Source organism: Sphingomonas glaciei (genome assembly GCF_023380025.1).
GTDB lineage: Bacteria > Pseudomonadota > Alphaproteobacteria > Sphingomonadales > Sphingomonadaceae > Sphingomicrobium > Sphingomicrobium glaciei.
Genome location: NZ_CP097253.1, coordinates 2,570,783 through 2,587,245 on the forward strand (window position 1 = coordinate 2,570,783; position 16,463 = coordinate 2,587,245).

12 protein-coding genes are annotated in these 16,463 nt (G+C 69.5%); 11 read left to right on the plus strand and 1 reads right to left on the minus strand.

Going from position 1 to position 16,463, the window contains the following annotated elements:
* Nucleotides 1-107: 107 nt before the first annotated feature.
* From ftsZ to M1K48_RS12620, 5 genes are all read left to right on the plus strand, one after another.
* Entirely contained in the window at nucleotides 108-1,475 is a 1,368-nt protein-coding gene (gene ftsZ / locus M1K48_RS12600; protein WP_249503551.1) for a cell division protein FtsZ, read from the plus strand.
* A gap of 159 nt (nucleotides 1,476-1,634) precedes the next feature.
* On the plus strand, nucleotides 1,635-3,191 hold the full coding sequence (locus tag M1K48_RS12605) for an SPOR domain-containing protein (RefSeq protein ID WP_249503552.1): 1,557 nt from the start codon (nucleotides 1,635-1,637) through the stop codon (nucleotides 3,189-3,191).
* The gene (locus M1K48_RS12610; protein ID WP_249503553.1) at nucleotides 3,188-4,348 is read left to right on the plus strand and encodes a deoxyguanosinetriphosphate triphosphohydrolase; all 1,161 of its coding nucleotides are present in this window, start codon (nucleotides 3,188-3,190) and stop codon (nucleotides 4,346-4,348) included. The genes M1K48_RS12605 and M1K48_RS12610 overlap by 4 nt, the downstream gene beginning before the upstream one ends.
* Before the next feature lie 83 nt (nucleotides 4,349-4,431).
* Entirely contained in the window at nucleotides 4,432-4,824 is a 393-nt protein-coding gene (locus tag M1K48_RS12615) for a DoxX family protein (RefSeq protein WP_249503554.1), read from the plus strand.
* Complete coding sequence (locus M1K48_RS12620; RefSeq protein ID WP_249503555.1) at nucleotides 4,821-5,453, plus strand: Rossmann-fold NAD(P)-binding domain-containing protein; 633 nt, start codon at nucleotides 4,821-4,823, stop codon at nucleotides 5,451-5,453. The genes M1K48_RS12615 and M1K48_RS12620 overlap by 4 nt, the downstream gene beginning before the upstream one ends.
* 45 nt (nucleotides 5,454-5,498) lie before the next feature.
* Here the strand turns inward: M1K48_RS12620 and M1K48_RS12625 are convergent, their stop codons facing one another.
* On the minus strand, nucleotides 5,499-8,159 hold the full coding sequence (locus M1K48_RS12625; protein ID WP_249503556.1) for a ribonuclease E/G: 2,661 nt from the start codon (nucleotides 8,157-8,159) through the stop codon (nucleotides 5,499-5,501).
* Between the two features lie 348 nt (nucleotides 8,160-8,507).
* Between M1K48_RS12625 and M1K48_RS12630 the strand changes: the two genes are divergently transcribed.
* The 6 genes from M1K48_RS12630 (at nucleotide 8,508) to sppA (ending at nucleotide 16,299) form a co-directional block, all read left to right on the plus strand.
* The gene (locus tag M1K48_RS12630; protein WP_249503557.1) at nucleotides 8,508-9,383 is read left to right on the plus strand and encodes an N-acetylmuramoyl-L-alanine amidase family protein; all 876 of its coding nucleotides are present in this window, start codon (nucleotides 8,508-8,510) and stop codon (nucleotides 9,381-9,383) included.
* Nucleotides 9,384-9,432: 49 nt separating this feature from the next.
* Complete coding sequence (locus M1K48_RS12635; protein ID WP_249503558.1) at nucleotides 9,433-12,024, plus strand: penicillin-binding protein 1A; 2,592 nt, start codon at nucleotides 9,433-9,435, stop codon at nucleotides 12,022-12,024.
* 69 nt (nucleotides 12,025-12,093) lie between these two features.
* Nucleotides 12,094-13,221, plus strand: a complete 1,128-nt coding sequence (gene prfB / locus M1K48_RS12640) for a peptide chain release factor 2 (protein ID WP_249503559.1) — start codon at nucleotides 12,094-12,096, stop codon at nucleotides 13,219-13,221.
* Between the two features lie 55 nt (nucleotides 13,222-13,276).
* Nucleotides 13,277-13,999, plus strand: a complete 723-nt coding sequence (locus M1K48_RS12645) for a class I SAM-dependent methyltransferase (RefSeq protein ID WP_249503560.1) — start codon at nucleotides 13,277-13,279, stop codon at nucleotides 13,997-13,999.
* The gene (locus tag M1K48_RS12650; protein WP_249503561.1) at nucleotides 13,996-14,331 is read left to right on the plus strand and encodes a tRNA-binding protein; all 336 of its coding nucleotides are present in this window, start codon (nucleotides 13,996-13,998) and stop codon (nucleotides 14,329-14,331) included. The genes M1K48_RS12645 and M1K48_RS12650 overlap by 4 nt, the downstream gene beginning before the upstream one ends.
* Before the next feature lie 102 nt (nucleotides 14,332-14,433).
* The gene (gene sppA / locus M1K48_RS12655) at nucleotides 14,434-16,299 is read left to right on the plus strand and encodes a signal peptide peptidase SppA (protein ID WP_249503562.1); all 1,866 of its coding nucleotides are present in this window, start codon (nucleotides 14,434-14,436) and stop codon (nucleotides 16,297-16,299) included.
* The last annotated feature ends 164 nt before the right edge of the window (nucleotides 16,300-16,463 follow it).

The window sequence follows — 16,463 nt, forward strand, 5'->3', positions numbered from 1 at the left end:
CCAAAATCGGCACAAGAGTTAACATTTTCGCTTGTGCCGCCAAGGTGGGTGAATCATAGATTCACGCTTACTGATTCAACACGTTGCTGAGCGGGGGTCTAAAGGACATGAGCATTGATTTCGTCCGGCCGGCGGTCGACGAGCTGAAGCCGCGGATCACCGTCATCGGCGTCGGCGGAGCGGGCGGAAACGCCATCGCCAACATGATCCGGGCCGACGTCCAGGGCGTCGACTTCGCGGTCGCCAACACCGATGCGCAGGCGCTCAACGCGTCGCTCGCCGATCGCCGCATCCAGCTTGGTCACAAGATCACGCAGGGCCTCGGCGCCGGTGCGCGTCCGGAGATCGGCCGAGCCGCCGCCGAAGAGGCGATGGAAGAGATCGAGCGGGCGCTGGAAGGCGCGCACATGTGCTTCATCGCCGCCGGCATGGGCGGCGGCACCGGCACCGGTGCGGCCCCGGTGATGGCCAAGGCGGCTCGTGATAAGGGCATCCTGACCGTCGGCGTGGTGACCAAGCCATTCGCGTTCGAAGGCAGCCGCCGCACCCGCGCCGCCGACGCCGGCATCGCCGAGCTGCAGCAGCACGTCGACACGTTGATCGTCATCCCGAACCAGAACCTGTTCCGGCTCGCCAATTCGGACACGACCTTCAAGGAAGCGTTCCAGATGGCGGACGAGGTCCTCCAGCAGGGCGTCCGCGGCATCACCGACCTGATGGTCATGCCGGGCCTGATCAACCTCGACTTCGCCGACGTCCGCTCGGTGATGGGCGAGATGGGCAAGGCGATGATGGGCACCGGCGAGGCGTCGGGCGACAACCGCGCCATCGAGGCTGCCGAAAAGGCGATCTCGAACCCGCTCCTCGACGGCGTCAGCATGAAGGGCGCCAAGGGCGTGATCATCTCGATCACCGGCGGCGAGGACATGCGCCTGATGGAGGTCGACGAGGCCGCCAGCCACATCAAGGAGCTGGTCGACCCCGACGCCAACATCATCTGGGGTTCGGCGTTCAACAACGACCTCGACGGCAAGATCCGAGTGTCGGTGGTCGCCACCGGCATCGAGGCGGAGGAAGCCACCAAGGCGACCCCGAGCACCAGCGGCCAGACCGCGGGTACCAAGGTGTTTACCTTCCCGACCCGCACCGCGACCGCCACGCCGGCGCCGACCGCAACGGCCACTCCGGCCCCCACCGCTGCCGCTCCGCCGCCGCTCGACCTCGGCGACGAGGGTGACGGCGACGAACTGCTGCTCGACAGCGAGGACATCCTGACCAGCCCGGTCGGCACCCCGCCGATCGCGCCGCCCAAGGATGAGGAAGCGCCTGCGCCGAAGCGCGAGGCCGGCACCCTGTTCGAACGGATGAGCAGCATGGCCCGCGCCGGCGGCAAGATCGAGGACGAGCCCGCTCCCAGCCTGCGCCGCGAGCCGCTCGACATCCCTCGCTTCCTGAACCGCCAGGGCAATCAGTAAGCATCACGACCCGTTTTGCGGGTGCGGAGGGGCCGGGCGCTGGTGTGCTCGGCCCCTTCGTCGTTTCAAGGCTTCAACTCGTCCCCCCGCGCCCTCAGTTCATCGCCCGCGCGGCTATCCGTCAGCCGTGGGTCAGCTAGACCCGGCAACGGGATGGGGATGACACACAAGGCTTTGTGGCTGGCGGCCGTGTTGCTGCCGCAAGCAGCAGCAGCGCAATATATCGGTGGGCGACCGCCCGAGCCTCCTCCGGCGCCGCTCGCCGGCACCCTGGAGACGCCCGAGGCCGCGCTGGCGCGCAACGTCCGGCTGATCGCGATCAATCCGCGCAACTATGAGGCGCTGCTCGGCGCTGGGCGCGCGGCGCTGCGCCTGGGCGATTCGCAGGCGGCGATCGGTTTCTTCGGCCGCGCCGAGGAGATCAACGCCGCGCATTGGGCGCCCAAGGCCGGACAGGGTTCGGCGATGGCGCAGATGGGCGAGCCGCAGGCCGCGCTCGGGCTGTTCGAGCAGGCCCAGTCGCTTGGCGCCACGCAGGTCCTGATCGCGCTCGATCGCGGACTCGCCTTCGACCTTCTGGGGATGCAGGCGCAGGCGCAGAACGATTATCGGGTGGTGCTGATCGGTCTCGACGGCGCCGAGGCTCGTCGCCGGCTGGCGCTCAGCCTGGCCATTTCCGGTCGCAAGGCCGAGGCGCTGGCGGCGCTCGACCCGCTGCTGGCGCAGCGCGATGCCGGAGCGCGGCGCGCGCGCGCCTTCATCCTCGCGCTGGGCGGCGACGTCGAGGCCGCGCGGCAGGCGATCGCCGCGATGCTGCCCGGAGCGAGCGGCGGTTTCGATCCCTTCCTCCGCCGCCTGCCGACACTCGGGCCGGGGCAGAAGGCGGCTGCCGTCCATCTCGGGATCATGCCGGCCGAAGGCGCGGCGCTCGCCGCCGCGCTGGCCGCCGATCCGCCTGCCCCGGTCGCCTTGCCGCCGGTCCGGCGGGTCGAAGCGCGCCCGGTGCGGGTCGCCGCCGTCGTGCCGGAGCCCGCGCCGGTCAAGGTCGCCGCCGCCGTGCCGCCGCCCGCTCCGGTCAAGGTCGCCGACGCGATTCCTGTGACGGCACGGAGCGACGGCGACCGCTTGGCGTCGATCGAGAGCACGCTGACCAGGCTGCCCGCGCCGCCGCCCGCGCCAAAGCCGATCGTCGAGCGGCCCTCGCGCCGCACGCCGGCCGCTGAATTCTCGCTCGCCAGCCGACCGGCGAGTGACGAGCCGGTCAGGAAGACCGGCAAGGCTGCGGCCAAGGCCGAGCCCAAGCCAGTCAAGCTCGCCGCCAAGGACAGCAAGGGAAGCAAGGTGGCCGTAGAGGCCAAGGACTCGAAGGACGTCAAGGCCAAGGACGCCAAGGCCCGCGGCAAGGCGGTCGAAGAGACCAAGCCGGTCAAGGCGATGGCGTCCGCCTCGCGCATCTACGTCCAGCTCGCCGGCGGGGCCAACGCCGACCGGATGGGCCGCGAGTATGAGCGTATCCGCAAGACCAAGGCCTCGCTGTTCCGCTCACGCGCGCCGCTGGTGTCCGACGTGAAGGGCTGGTCGCGGCTGGTGGTCGGGCCGTTCAAGGATGCCGAGGAAGCGCAGGAGTTCGTCAACGACCTCCACGCCGCCAAGCTCGAAGGGTTCGTGTGGACCGCGCCGGGCGGCCTCAAGCTCGAGAAGCTCGCGCTAAAGTGACGCTGCCCCCGGGGATCGCCGCGCGCCCGGCCGACAGTCGCGGGCGGCTCCATGCCGAGCCCGACCAGGGACCACGCGGACCCCGCGACGCCTTCCAGCGCGACCGCGACCGGATCGTTCATTCGATCGCCTTTCGCCGCCTGCGCCACAAGACGCAGGTGTTCGTCGCGCCCGACGGCGACCATTACCGGGTCCGTCTGACCCACAGCCTGGAGGTGGCGCAGATCGGGCGCACCATCGCCCGCGCGCTCGGCCTCAACGAGGATCTGACCGAAGCCCTGTGCCTGGCCCACGACCTTGGCCATCCGCCGTTCGGCCATGCCGGCGAGGATGCGCTTGACGATGAATTGCGGTTCGCCGGGGGGTTCGACCACAATGGCCATACGCTGCGCCTGGTCTGCGCGCTGGAGACGCCTTACCCCGATTTCGACGGGCTGAACCTGACCTGGGAAACGCTCGAGGGACTTGCCAAGCATAACGGCCCGGTGGCGGCGCCGGAATGGGCGCTGGCCGGGGTCGATGCCGCGGTCGGGCTCGAGCTCGGCTCGCACGCCAGTCTGGAGGCGCAGGTCGCAGCGATTGCCGACGACATCGCCTACGACAATCACGACATCGACGATGGGCTTCGCGCCGGGGTCCTGTCGCTCGACGCCTTGCTCGAACTGCCGTTCGCGGCCCGCCACTGGGACGCAATCGGGCGGCGCTGGCCCGACCTGTCGCTCGACCGCAAGGTCAAGGCGCTGGTCCGCGACCAGATCGGGACGATGGTCGGCGACCTGCTGACCGAGACCCGCCGGCGGGTCGCCGAGGCGGGGGTCGAGACGCTGGCCGAGGTGCGTGCCGCCGAACGCCCGCTGGCCGGTTTCTCCGAGGCGCTGGCGGGGGAAGAGCGAGCGCTCAAAAAGTGCCTTTACGCAAACCTCTACAACGCCCCGGCGCTGCAGCCGGTGCGGGTCGAGGCGCAGCGCGTCGTCGGTAATCTCGCCCGCGCCTACCTTGCCGATCCGCGCCTGCTGCCCGACGCCTGGCACCGCAGCGAAGGAGATGAGGCGGTGGCGCGCAACGTCGCCGACTATATCGCCGGGATGACCGACCCCTTCGCCATCACCCGCCACGAAGCGCTAATCGGCCCGGTCGAGCTGCCCGAGAAGTTCTGATCCGCGACATTTGACGTCCGGCCACTCGCGGCGGCAACATCGGCGCGGGTGCGCGGCCTTGCGCACCGGCAAGGGAGAATTGCATGAATCTCGACCACCATATGCCCAAGGGTCTTGCGCTGCTGAGGATCATGTCGGGGCTGCTGTTCCTCGAACATGGGACGCAGAAACTGCTGTCCTTCCCGGCGGGCGAGCGGGCCGGAAGCGGGCTGGCGTTCGACAATCCAGGCGCGTTTGCCGGGGTGATCGAGCTGGGCTGCGGGCTGCTGATCGCGATCGGCCTGTTCACCCGGCCGGCGGCGTTCCTCGCCTCGGGCACCATGGCGGTCGCCTATTTCATGGCCCACGCCCCGCAGAATCTCTTCCCGGTCAACAACGGCGGCGACGCGGCGATCCTCTATTGCTTCGTGTTCCTCTGCCTCGTCTTCACCGGACCGGGCGCGTGGAGCGTCGACGGCCGCCGCCGCCGGACATGAAGCTCGCGCTGATCGGCGCGACCGGGCTGATCGGCCGCCAACTGTGGCCCTTGCTCGAGGCCCGGCACGAACTGCTGGTGCTCGGGCGCCGGTCAAGCGGGGCGGCGCGTGAGAAGCTGGGAGCGATGGAGGACTGGCCGGGGCTGCTCGACGGCGAGCGAGTCGATTGCGCGCTGTCGACACTGGGCACGACCCGCAGTCAGGCGGGAAGCTGGGCCGCGTTCGAGGCAGTCGATCGCGATGCGGTGCTGGCCTTCGCCCGCGCGGCCAAGGCGGCGGGGGCCCGGCACTTCCTGGCGGTGTCTTCGTCGGGCGCGGATCCGTCCAGCCGCAATGCCTACCTGCGGCTCAAGGGCGAAGTGGAGGGCGCGCTGGCGGGGATGGGGTTCGCGCGGGTAGACATCTTGAGGCCCGGCCTGCTGCTCGGTCAGCGCCAGGAGCGGCGCGTGGCCGAGGGCATCGGACAGGCACTGTCGCCCCTGATCAATCTGCTGCTTCGCGGTCCGCTCGACCGTTATGCCGGGATCGACGCCGGGCTGGTCGCCCGCGCGATGGCGGTGCTGGCCGAGCGCGAAGAGCCCGGCCTGTTCCGGCACGGTAATCGTGAGATCAGGGCGCTCGCCGGCTAGCGGGAAGCGAGTGGGCCCCGGCGTTCACCGGGGCCCACATTCTCTTTAGCCGAAGGTGCGCGACCACCAGCCCTTGCGGGTCGGCTGTGACGAACCATCGTCATTGGCCTGCTCGGCAGGAGCGGCGGCCGGGGCTTCGGCCTCGGCGCTCACGACCTTAAGCTCGGGCTCGCGCTCGGGCTCGGGCGCGGCTTCGACCGGCGCTTCGACCTTCTTGGCGCGCGAGCGGCGCTTGGGCTTGGGCTTCTCGTCCGCAGGCGCGGCTTCCTCGGAGACGATCGCCTCGAGCGCGGGAGCGGGAGCGTCCTGCTCGGCAGCGACCGCATCGGCCTTGCGGGCCCGCGGACGGCGACGCGCCTTGGGCTTCTCGTCGGCGACCAGCTCGAGTTCCGGCTGCGGCTCGGGCTGAGCCTCGACCTCGACCGGGGCGGGGTCCTGGCTTGGGACCGGCTCGACCATCGGGGCTTCGCCGGGCTCGGGGGCGAGTTCCTCGTCGCCTCCATCACGACCGCCGTCCTCACGGCTACCATCCTCGCGGCTGCCCTCTTCGCCCTTGCGGCCACGGCCACCCCTGCGGCGGCCACCGCGGCGACCACGGCGCTTGCGGCGCTCGTCCTCGCTGCCGGCTTCGTCGTCGGGAGCGGGAGCCTCAGCGCCATCGGCCTCGACGGGCTGCTGCTCGTCCTCGTCCTGCTCACGCTCCTCGGAGCCTTCGCCGCGCTCGCCCTCGGTTTCGCCCTCGCCGGGCTCACCGTCACGGCGACGATTGCGGCCACCGCGGCGGCGGCGACGGCGGCGACGGCCGTCCTGGCCCTCACCATCCTCGCGCTCGCCGCGCTCTTCGCGCTCCTCGCTCTCGTCCTCGACGAATTCCTCGGCGAACTCTTCCTCGTCCACTTCCGGCTCGTCGTCGTCGATCGGCGGAGGCGGGGCGAGCTGGCGGACGGGAACGACCGGGCGTCCGCCCGAGCTTTCCACCGCCATCCGCGCGCCTTCGAGACTGGGGTCGACCAGCACTTCGACTGAGACGCCGTAACGCGCCTCGATGTCGGCCAGTTCGGCGCGCTTCTTGTTCAGGACATAGATTGCCGCTTCGGCGCCGGCGCGCAGGCAGACCCGGTCGCCGCGGCCGCGGGCCGCTTCGTCCTCGATCATCCGCAGCGCCGACAGGCCTGACGAGGATGCGGTCCGCATCAGCCCGGTGCCTTCGCAATGCTGGCAGGCCTTGGTCGAGGCTTCGAGCACGCCGGTGCGCAGGCGCTGGCGGCTCATTTCCATCAGGCCGAAGCTGGAGATGCGACCGACCTGGATTCGGGCGCGATCGTTCCGCAGCGCCTCCTTCATCGCCTTCTCGACCTTACGGACATGGCTGTTCTGTTCCATGTCGATGAAGTCGATGACGACGAGGCCGGCCATGTCGCGCAGCCGCAGCTGGCGGGCGATTTCGTGGGTCGCCTCCATGTTGGTGGCGAAGGCGGTCTGCTCGATATTGTGCTCGCGGGTCGAGCGGCCCGAGTTGATGTCGATCGAGACCAGGGCCTCGGTCGGGTTGATCACGATATAGCCGCCGCTCTTCAGCTGGACGAGCGGCTGGTACATCGCCGCCAGCTGGTCCTCGACGCCGTAGCGCTGGAACAGCGGGGTCGCCTCGCTGTGGGGCTGAACCTTTTTCACGTGGCTCGGCATCAGCAGCTTCATGTAGCCGCGGGCGGCGCGATAGCCGTCCTCGCCCTCGACCAGCACGTCGTCGATGTCGCGATGATAAAGGTCGCGGATCGCGCGCTTCACCAGGTCGCTGTCACGGTAGATCAGCGCGGGCGCCGAGGAGCCGAGCGTGTTCTCACGCACTTCGTCCCACAGCCGGGCAAGATAATCGAAGTCGCGCTTGATCTCGACCTTGGTCCGCTCAAGGCCCGCGGTGCGGACGATCAGGCCCATAGTGCCGGGGAGCTTCAGGTCGGCGATGATCGACTTCAGACGCTTGCGGTCCGAGCCGTTCGAAATCTTCCGGCTGATGCCGCCGCCATGCGACGTGTTGGGCATCAGCACGCAGTAACGGCCGGCGAGGCTCAAGTAGGTGGTCAGCGCCGCGCCCTTGTTGCCGCGCTCTTCCTTGACGACCTGGACCAGCAGCACCTGGCGGCGCTGGATCACGTCCTGGATCTTGTAGCGGCGGCGCAGGTTCAGGCGCTTGCGACGGACCTCGTCCGCGGCTTCGTCCTTGCGGCTGCGACGGCCGCGGGGGGCGCGCTCGCCATCCTCGGGGTCGCCCTGGCTGTCGGCTTCCTCGCCCTCCAGTTCGCCTTCCGGCTCCTCGGGGCGGTCGTCGTGACCGTCATCCTCGTGGTGCGGATCGAGCGGGCCGTCTTCCTCGTCATGATCCTCGGCCTCGGAGCGCAGGCGCTCTTCCTCGGCCGCATGTTCGGCTTCCTCGCGGAGCAGGGCTTCGCGGTCCGACTTGGGGATCTGGTAATAATCGGGGTGGATTTCGCTGAAGGCGAGGAAGCCGTGGCGATTTCCGCCGTAATCGACAAACGCCGCCTGAAGCGAGGGTTCTACGCGGGTAACCTTGGCAAGGTAGATATTGCCCTTAAGCTGCTTGTGCTCGGCGGATTCGAAGTCAAACTCCTCGATCCGGTTCCCCTGGACGACGGCGACCCGGGTCTCTTCCGGGTGGCGCGCGTCGATCAGCATGCGCGTGGTCATTGAATAGTCTCCGGGCGCGCGCCCTGAACAAGGTCAGTCTGCGCGCGCGTGTTGCGGCCATCGCCGGCGCTTTGGGGCCGGCGGGAATGGCGATCAAAAGGGGTGCGTCTGCTGCCAGTTGCTCTCCGGCAGTCGCCGGCAAACGCGCGTCGCTGCCGAACAAGGCAGGATCAACAAGCGCGTTCTTGAACTTCATGGATCAGCATCAACCTGTACGGTGCTGGGGAGATCGCCCTGTCTTCGACCCCCCGGCCTGGATCCGGGCCAAGGCCCAGTGCGGGCCGGTACGGACACACGTGTCGTAGCAGCCTCCTTGCCGCGGGGCAACGGCACGCTAGGGTCGCGCCGATGCGTCGCCGTTCGCCCTTGCTGCCCGTGCTTTTGCTCGCCGCCGTTGGTGTCGCAGGACTGGTCGCGGCATTCGCTTTCGCCGGTGAGCGCAAGGGGCAGGGGCTCGGCCTCGCGGTCGCCGGGGAAGCCCGCCAGGGCGGGCTCAGCCTGGCGCTCGCCCCGGCGGTCGCCGACGTCCGCATCACCGAGGCACGGACCCCGGGCCGGCCGCTGGTGGTGATTGATCCGGGCCACGGCGGCCGCGACGGCGGAGCGCCCGGGGCCAGCGGGGCGACGCGCGAGAAGGACGTCACCCTTCTGATCGCGCGCGAGCTTCGCGACGAACTCGCCAGCCGTGGCCGGGTCCGGATCGCACTGACCCGCGACGGCGATATCGCGCTCGATCTCGACGACCGCGCCGCCATTGCTCGCCGGCTGGGTGCCAACCTGTTCCTCGCCATCCACGCCGACAGCGCGCCCAACCCCGGTGCCCGCGGCGCCACCGCTTATTCCCTGTCGGAAGTCGCCAGCGACGAGGATGCCGCCGCCCTTGCCGCCCGGCAGAATGGCGAGGGCGCGGTGGCGAGCGCGCCTGACGCCTCGCTCCGCGCCTTGCTGTCCGACTTGGCGGCGCGCGACGAGATGGATGGCAGCGCCGATTTCGCCCTGCGCATCCTGCGCGAATCCAAGGGCCGGGTCCTGCTTCGCCCCGAGCCGCACCGCTTCGCCGCCTTTCGCGTGCTTCGCCGTTCGGGCGCCCCGGCGGTGCTGTTCGAAGCAGGCTACATGAGCAATGCCGAGGACGAGGCGATGTTGCTCGACCCCGTGCAGCGCGGGCGGATCGTCACCTCCCTGGCCCGCGCGATCGAAGCGCAGGCGGCCGCGGTGCGTTGAGTCCGGAAGCGCTTTCCCCCGCCTTCCCAAGCGAGTAGAGCCCGCCGATATGGACGCCGTCGCGACCTCACCCACATCGGCCTGGCTCGGCCGTCACCAGAGCGCCGCTGATCGCCTTCGCGCGGCCTGGAGCCGCCGGCGGGGGCTTCGATTCCTCGGCTACGGCCTGCTTGGCGGCTACGCCCTCTTCGTCGTCACCTGGCTGTTCTTCGCCGCCGGCCTGCCGTCGAGCGAGACCCTGCTCGCCTATCAGCCGCCGCTGCCCAGCAATATCCGCGGGATCGATGGCCAGCCGGTCGGCACCTTCGCCCGCGAACGCCGGGTCGAACTGTCCTACGACGAATATCCACCGATGGTGATCGAGGCGTTCATCTCGGCCGAGGACAAGACCTTCTTCAGCCACGGCGGGATCGACTATCCGGGCCTGGTCGGCGCGGTCGGCGACTTCGCGCTCAAGAAAGCGACCGGGGGCTCGCGCGCCCGCGGCGGGTCGACCATCACCCAGCAGGTCGCCAAGGCGCTGCTGCAGGATGACGCCTATGCGGTCAGCCGCAAGATCCGCGAGGCGATCCTCGCTTTCCGGCTCGAGAATACGCTGACCAAGGAGCAGATTCTTGAGCTCTACCTCAACCAGATCTTCCTCGGCCGGAATGCCTATGGCGTGCAGGCCGCATCACGGGCCTATTTCGACAAGGACGTCGCCGATCTCACCTTGCCCGAGGCCGCCTACCTGGCGATCCTGCCCAAGGCGCCGTCCAACTATGATCCCGTGCGCCAGACCCAGCGCGCTCTCGACCGCCGCAACTATGTGCTGCGCGAGATGGAGAGCAATGGCTACATCGACGCGGCGCAGCGGGCGCAGGCCGGCTCGGCCCCACTCGGCACCATCCGCCTCGGCACCAATGCCAAGTTCCGCGAAGTGGGCGGCTATTTCACCGAGGAAGTGCGCCGCGCCCTGCTCAGCAAATATGGCGAGGATGCCGGCGATAGCGCCAACAGCGTCTATGCCGGCGGCCTGTGGGTGCGCACCTCCATGAACCCGGTGATGCAGGACGCCGCCGCCGAAGCGCTGCGCGAAGGGCTGGCCAAGTTTGACGGCGGCCGCGGATGGCGCGACACCGGCCTTAGCATCGACATCAGCGGCGACTGGCGCGGCCCGCTCGACCGCGCGCCGCTTGGCACCGGCTTCCCCGACTGGCGCAAGGCGGTGGTGCTGGACAAATCCGGCGGCAGCGCACGGATCGGCTTCACAGATGGCTCGGAAGGGCGGCTCGCGGCCGGCAATGCCGCCATGCCGCGCCGCGGCGGGGGTGGGACCGCCTTCTCCAACCTCACGCCGGGCATGATCATCATCGTTAAGCAGATCGCCGGCGAGGATTATGCGATCCGCTCGATCCCCGAGATCGGTGGCGGGTTCGTCGCGCAGGAAGTGCGCACGGGCCGGGTGCTGGCGATGCAAGGCGGGTTCGATTCGATCGGCGCCAGCTACAATCGCGCGACCCAGGCCCAGCGCCAGCCGGGCTCCACCTTCAAGCCGATCGTCTATTATTCGGCGCTGGCCAACGGCATGACCCCGGCGACCCTGATCGACGATGCGCCCTTCTGCGTCTGGCAGGGGGCCGGCCTCGGCAACAAATGCTTCCGCAATTTCGACGGCGATTATGCCGGCGCCAAGACCATGCGCTGGGGCGTCGAGCAATCGCGCAACCTGATGACGGTGCGCGCCGCCTCGCAGACCGGCATGGCGCGGGTCACCGACACCGCCCGGCGGCTCGGCGTCGGCGACTATCCCAACTATCTGTCGATCGCGCTCGGCGCCGGTGACACCACCGTGCTCAAGCTGACCAACGCCTATGCCATCCTTGCCAACCATGGCCGGTCGCTGACCCCGACCCTGATCGACTTCGTCCAGGACCGCGACGGCAAGGTCATCTTCCGCACCGACAATCGCTGCGCGGTGATGGAGGGCCGCTGCAACGCGCCCGACTGGGACGGCGGCGCGATGCCTCGTCCGCCCAGCCGCTCGCGCCAGTTGCTCGAGCCGCAGGCGGCGTTCCAGATGGTCCACATCCTGACCGGCGTGATCGAGCGCGGAACCGCAACCGTGCTGCGCGACCTCAATCGACCGCTGTTCGGCAAGACCGGTACCACCAGCGGTCCGACCAACGTGTGGTTCGTCGGCGGCACCCCCGACGTCGTTGCCGGCACCTACATCGGCTACGATCAGCCGCGTTCGCTGGGCGGCGCGGCGCAGGGCGGACGGATCGCCGCGCCGATCTTCAAGCAGTGGGCGCAGGCCAGCTTCAAGGACGTGCCGCCGACCCCCTTCGTGGCGCCGCGCGGCATCCGCATGGTCCGCATCGACCGGGCCAGCGGCCGCCGCGTATTCGGAACCTTCCCGGTCCGCGAGGATCCCAAGTCCGCGGTGATCTGGGAAGCCTTCCAGCCCGAAAGCGAACCGCGCCGCACCCTGCGCCGCGCCGGGGAAGAGGCCGAGCTGGCCGCCGCCGCCGCGGTCGCCGCGCCGCGCAGCGCCCCGCGCCGCCGGGCTGCCCCGCGGCCTCGTCCCGAAGCGGTCCGCCCGGCTGAACCCGCGACGCCGCCCGAGGACTTCTTGGCAAGGCAGGGCGGAATCTACTAGGACACCGCTTGGCCCGTTCGTTCGAGCGTCCCGCCTCCGAACGGCCACGAGTGAAAGGATTTCTCTGACATGCGCGCCGAAGCGCAGGCCCATATCGACCAGGTCAATGCCGCCACCGCCCTGCTTCGCCGGTTCCTCGACTGGGATCGCGCGCTGCGGCGGCTGGAGGAGCTCAACCAGAAGGTCGAGGACCCGAGCCTGTGGAACGACCCCAAGGCCGCGCAGGACGTGATGCGCGAACGTCGCCGGCTGGACGAGGCGATCGCCGCCACCCGCAAGCTCGAGACCGAGCTGACCGACACTGTCGAACTGATCGAAATGGCCGAGGCCGAGGGTGACGCGTCGCTGATCGACGACGGAGTCACCGCGCTGGCCGAGCTCGCCGAGCGGGCCGAAAAGGACAAGGTCGCCGCACTGCTGGCGGGCGAGGCCGACGCCAACAACAGCTATGTCGAAGTCAACTCGGGCGCTGGCGGGACCGAGAGCAACGACTGGGCCGGGATGCTCCAGCGGATGTATTCGCGCTGGGCCGAGCGGCACGGGATGAAGGTCGAGCTGGTCGACTTCCACTCGGGCGAGCAGGCCGGGATCAAGTCGGCGACGCTGCTGGTCAAGGGCGAGAACGCCTATGGCAACCTCAAGGTCGAGAGCGGGGTCCACCGCCTGGTCCGGATCAGCCCCTACGACAGCTCGGCGCGGCGCCACACCAGCTTCGCCAGCGTGTGGGTCTATCCGGAAGTCGACGACGACATCGACATCGAGATCAACGAAAGCGAGCTTCGGATCGACACCTACCGCGCGAGCGGTGCGGGCGGGCAGCACATCAACACCACCGACAGCGCGGTCCGGATCACCCATATCCCGACCAACATCGTGGTGCAGTGCCAAAACCAGCGTTCGCAGCACAAGAACAAGGCCGAGGCGATGAAGCAGCTCAAGGCCCGGCTGTACGAGGCCGAACTGCAGAAGCGCGAGGCCGAGGCCAATGCCACCGCGGCGGCCAAGACCGACATCGGCTGGGGCCACCAGATCCGCTCCTACGTCCTGCAGCCCTACCAGCTGGTAAAGGACCTGCGCACCGGCATGACCTCCACCGCGCCGGGCGACGTGCTTGACGGCGACCTTGACCGCTTCATGGCCGCGGCATTGAGCCAGCGGGTGACTGGCGAGAAGGTCGACGTGGAGGATGTCGACTAGGATGCGGGCGCCGCGTGATCCGGTAGTCCCGAGCGCAGTCGAGGGACGGTCAGTGATGCGCAGCGGTGCCTCGACGTCGCTCGGCACGAACGGAATGGTGTGCCTTGCCGCACTCCTCCTCGCCGCCTGCCGAGCCGAGGGCGACCCCGCGACCAGCTTCCCGCCGTCCGGCCGCGATGTCGCGCCGATCGTGTCCGACGCTTTCTCGACCGAGGACGTGCGGGATCGGGTCGGGGAGTTCGAGGCGGTGGTCGCCGCCGCCCGGGTCCAGCCCGGCATGTCGGTCGCCGACATTGGCGCGGGCGAGGGCTATTATACCGTCCGACTGTCGCCGCTGGTCGGCGTCAAGGGCCGCGTGCTGGCGCAGGACATCGTCCCCGAGACCCGCGACCGCCTGGCCGAACGCGTCCAGCGCGAAGGGCTCGACAATGTCACGGTGCGGCTCGGCCTGCCGGCCGATCCCAAGCTTCCGCCCGGTGGGCTCGACCGCATCTTCATGGTCCACATGTACCATGAGGTGACCGACCCCTACGCCTTCCTGTGGCACCTGGTGGGGGGGCTGAAGCCAGGCGGCGAGGTGATCGTGGTCGATGCCGACCGCCCGGTGAAGCGCCACGGTATTCCGCCCGCGCGCCTCAAGTGCGAGCTCGCCGCGCTCGGCCTTCGTCTCGACCGGTTCGAGCGCATGCCCGACGGTGACACCTTCTTCGCCGCCTTCCGTGCCGCCGGCCCGCGCCCGGCGCCGGCCGCGATCAAGCCGTGTGCTGAGCCGGCATGACCATCCCGTTCGACGACTTCCTCGCGGTCGAGATCCACGCCGGCACGGTCATCGCCGCCGAGCCGTTCCCTGAAGCGCGCAAGCCCGCCTTCAAGCTGACCATCGACTTCGGGCCCGAAATCGGGACCAGGTGCAGCTCGGCCCAGATCACCACGCTCTACACGCCCGAGGAACTGGTCGGGCGGCAGGTGATGGCGGTGACCAACTTCGCCCCGCGCCAGATCGGGCCGTTCATGAGCGAGGTGCTGGTACTTGGGGCGTCGGACGGGGAGGGGCGCATCAGCCTGCTCGCGCCCGACCATCCCGTGCCCGACGGCGCCCGGATGCACTGATCTTCGCCGGCCTTCCGCGCCGGCTTCGACCAACGGCGCTTCCCACCGGCCTCCGAGCCCCCTATCTCTGATCCCGCACCATTTGGGGGTCGGGACAAGAACATGCGCGTTGCCAAGGCGATCTGGGGCCTGCTGGTCGGGATCAAGGACGCACTCGTCCTGCTCTTCATGTTCCTGTTCTTCGCGGGGCTCTACGCCATTCTCTCCGCCCGGCCGACGCCGACCGTCAGCGACGGCGTGCTGGTGATGAACCTCAAGGCCGGGGTGGTCGAACAGCCCGCCGAGCAGGACGCCTTCGCGCTCGCCGGCGGAAGCGTCGCCGCGTCGCCGCTGGCGCTGCGCGACGTCCGCGCCGCGCTGCTCAAGGCCAAGGACGACAGCCGGGTCAAGGCGGTCGCGCTCGACCTCGACGGCTTCTCGGCCGGCCAGACGGTGGTCGCCGACATGGGCGAAGCGCTCGACGAGGTGCGCCGCAGCGGCAAGCCGGTGCTCGCTTACGCCACCGGATATGGCGACCGCGCCTACCAGCTTGCGGCCCACGCCAGCGAAGTGTGGGTCAACCCGATGGGCGGCGTCCAGCTGAGCGGCCCGGGTGGCAACAACCTCTATTTCGCCGGCCTGCTCGAAAAGCTCGGCGTCACCGCCAATGTCTACAAGGTCGGCAAGTTCAAGAGCGCGGTGGAGCCCTTCACCCGTTCGGACATGAGCCCCGAAGCGCGCGAGAATGCGCAGGCGCTGGCAGGCGCGCTGTTCGAAACCTGGCGCGACGACATCCGCAAGGCGCGGCCCAAGGCCAATGTGGACCTCGCGCTCAAGCAGCCGGTGCAATTGATCCAGGCCTCGGGCGGTGACTTTGCCGCCGCGTCGCAGCGCGCCGGGCTGGTCGACAAGGTCGCCGACCGCCGCGGTTTCGAGAAGCGTCTGGCCGAACTCGGCGGGGTCGACGAAAAGCTCGCCGGCGGGTTCAAGCGCATCCGCCTCGACCGCTACATCGCCGCCGAAGTCCGCTCCGCACGCGGCACCGGCCCGATAGGGGTGGTGACGGTCGCCGGCAACATCGTCGACGGCAAGGCCCCGGTGGGGACCGCCGGCGGCGACAGTATCGCCGAAGCGATCGAAAAGGGTCTGCGCGACGACAAGATCAAGGCGCTGGTGGTGCGCATCGACAGCCCCGGCGGCTCGGCGCTTGCGTCCGAGCGGATCCGCCAGGCGCTGCTCGCCGCGCGCGAGAAGAACATCCCGGTGGTCGCCTCGATGGGCAATGTCGCCGCATCCGGCGGCTATTGGGTCGCCACCGCCGCCCAGCACATCATTGCCGAACCCTCGACCATCACCGGCTCGATCGGCGTGTTCGGCATCCTGCCGAGCTTCCAGGGCAGCCTGGAGAAGCTGGGCATTGCCGCCGACGGTGTCCGCACCACCCCGTTGTCGGGAGAACCCGACCTCCTCAAGGGGCCTTCGCCCGAAGCCGGGCAGCTGATCCAGCTCGGGGTCGAGAGCACCTATGGCAAGTTCCTCAACATCGTCGGCCAGGCGCGCCACAAGACTCCGGCGCAGGTCGACGCGATCGGCCAGGGCCGGGTGTGGTCAGGCGGCCAGGCTCGCCAGATCGGCCTGATCGATCAGTTCGGCGGGATGGACGAGGCGGTCGCCAAGGCGGCCGCGCTGGCCAAGCTCGATGCCGATAATCGCGGGCTGACCTATCTCGACCGCAAGGGCAGCTGGCGCTCCGAACTCGCCGGGCTGCTGCGCGGCGATGACGACGACGCCAGCGAAAGCGACCCGTTCGCCTCGCTCCGCGCCAATCCCGATGCGCTGGCCGGCGCGGTGCTGCAGGAAGCCGAGCTGCTGCTGGGCGGCCCGACCATCCAGGCCCGCTGCCTGGCCTGTGGTCCGGCCGACGTCCGGCCGGTCGCTGCCACCCCCTCGGCGGGCTGGCTGACCCGGCTGCTCGCCTTGCTCTCCTGAGGCGTTTGAGCTAAGGGCGCGCTCGTCGTTCCGGGTGGAGTTCCCGGGTCGGCGCCGCCAGCAGCTGTTCGTCGTTCCTTCGGCCAATCGCTCGGTCCGGTGCCTGCCCGCCCTCTCATGGCGCGGCCCGTTTGTCCGGCATGGGGTCGGGCAAGCGGATTTCA

Coding starts and splice junctions, on each gene's coding strand:
- M1K48_RS12615 (WP_249503554.1), top strand. CDS start 4,432: ATGAATCTCGACCACCATATGCCCAAGGGTCTTGCGCTGCTGAGGATC.
- M1K48_RS12605 (WP_249503552.1), top strand. CDS start 1,635: ATGACACACAAGGCTTTGTGGCTGGCGGCCGTGTTGCTGCCGCAAGCA.
- M1K48_RS12645 (WP_249503560.1), top strand. CDS start 13,277: ATGCGCAGCGGTGCCTCGACGTCGCTCGGCACGAACGGAATGGTGTGC.
- M1K48_RS12650 (WP_249503561.1), top strand. CDS start 13,996: ATGACCATCCCGTTCGACGACTTCCTCGCGGTCGAGATCCACGCCGGC.
- M1K48_RS12620 (WP_249503555.1), top strand. CDS start 4,821: ATGAAGCTCGCGCTGATCGGCGCGACCGGGCTGATCGGCCGCCAACTG.
- M1K48_RS12630 (WP_249503557.1), top strand. CDS start 8,508: ATGCGTCGCCGTTCGCCCTTGCTGCCCGTGCTTTTGCTCGCCGCCGTT.
- M1K48_RS12625 (WP_249503556.1), bottom strand. CDS start 8,159: ATGACCACGCGCATGCTGATCGACGCGCGCCACCCGGAAGAGACCCGG.
- M1K48_RS12635 (WP_249503558.1), top strand. CDS start 9,433: ATGGACGCCGTCGCGACCTCACCCACATCGGCCTGGCTCGGCCGTCAC.
- sppA (WP_249503562.1), top strand. CDS start 14,434: ATGCGCGTTGCCAAGGCGATCTGGGGCCTGCTGGTCGGGATCAAGGAC.
- prfB (WP_249503559.1), top strand. CDS start 12,094: ATGCGCGCCGAAGCGCAGGCCCATATCGACCAGGTCAATGCCGCCACC.
- ftsZ (WP_249503551.1), top strand. CDS start 108: ATGAGCATTGATTTCGTCCGGCCGGCGGTCGACGAGCTGAAGCCGCGG.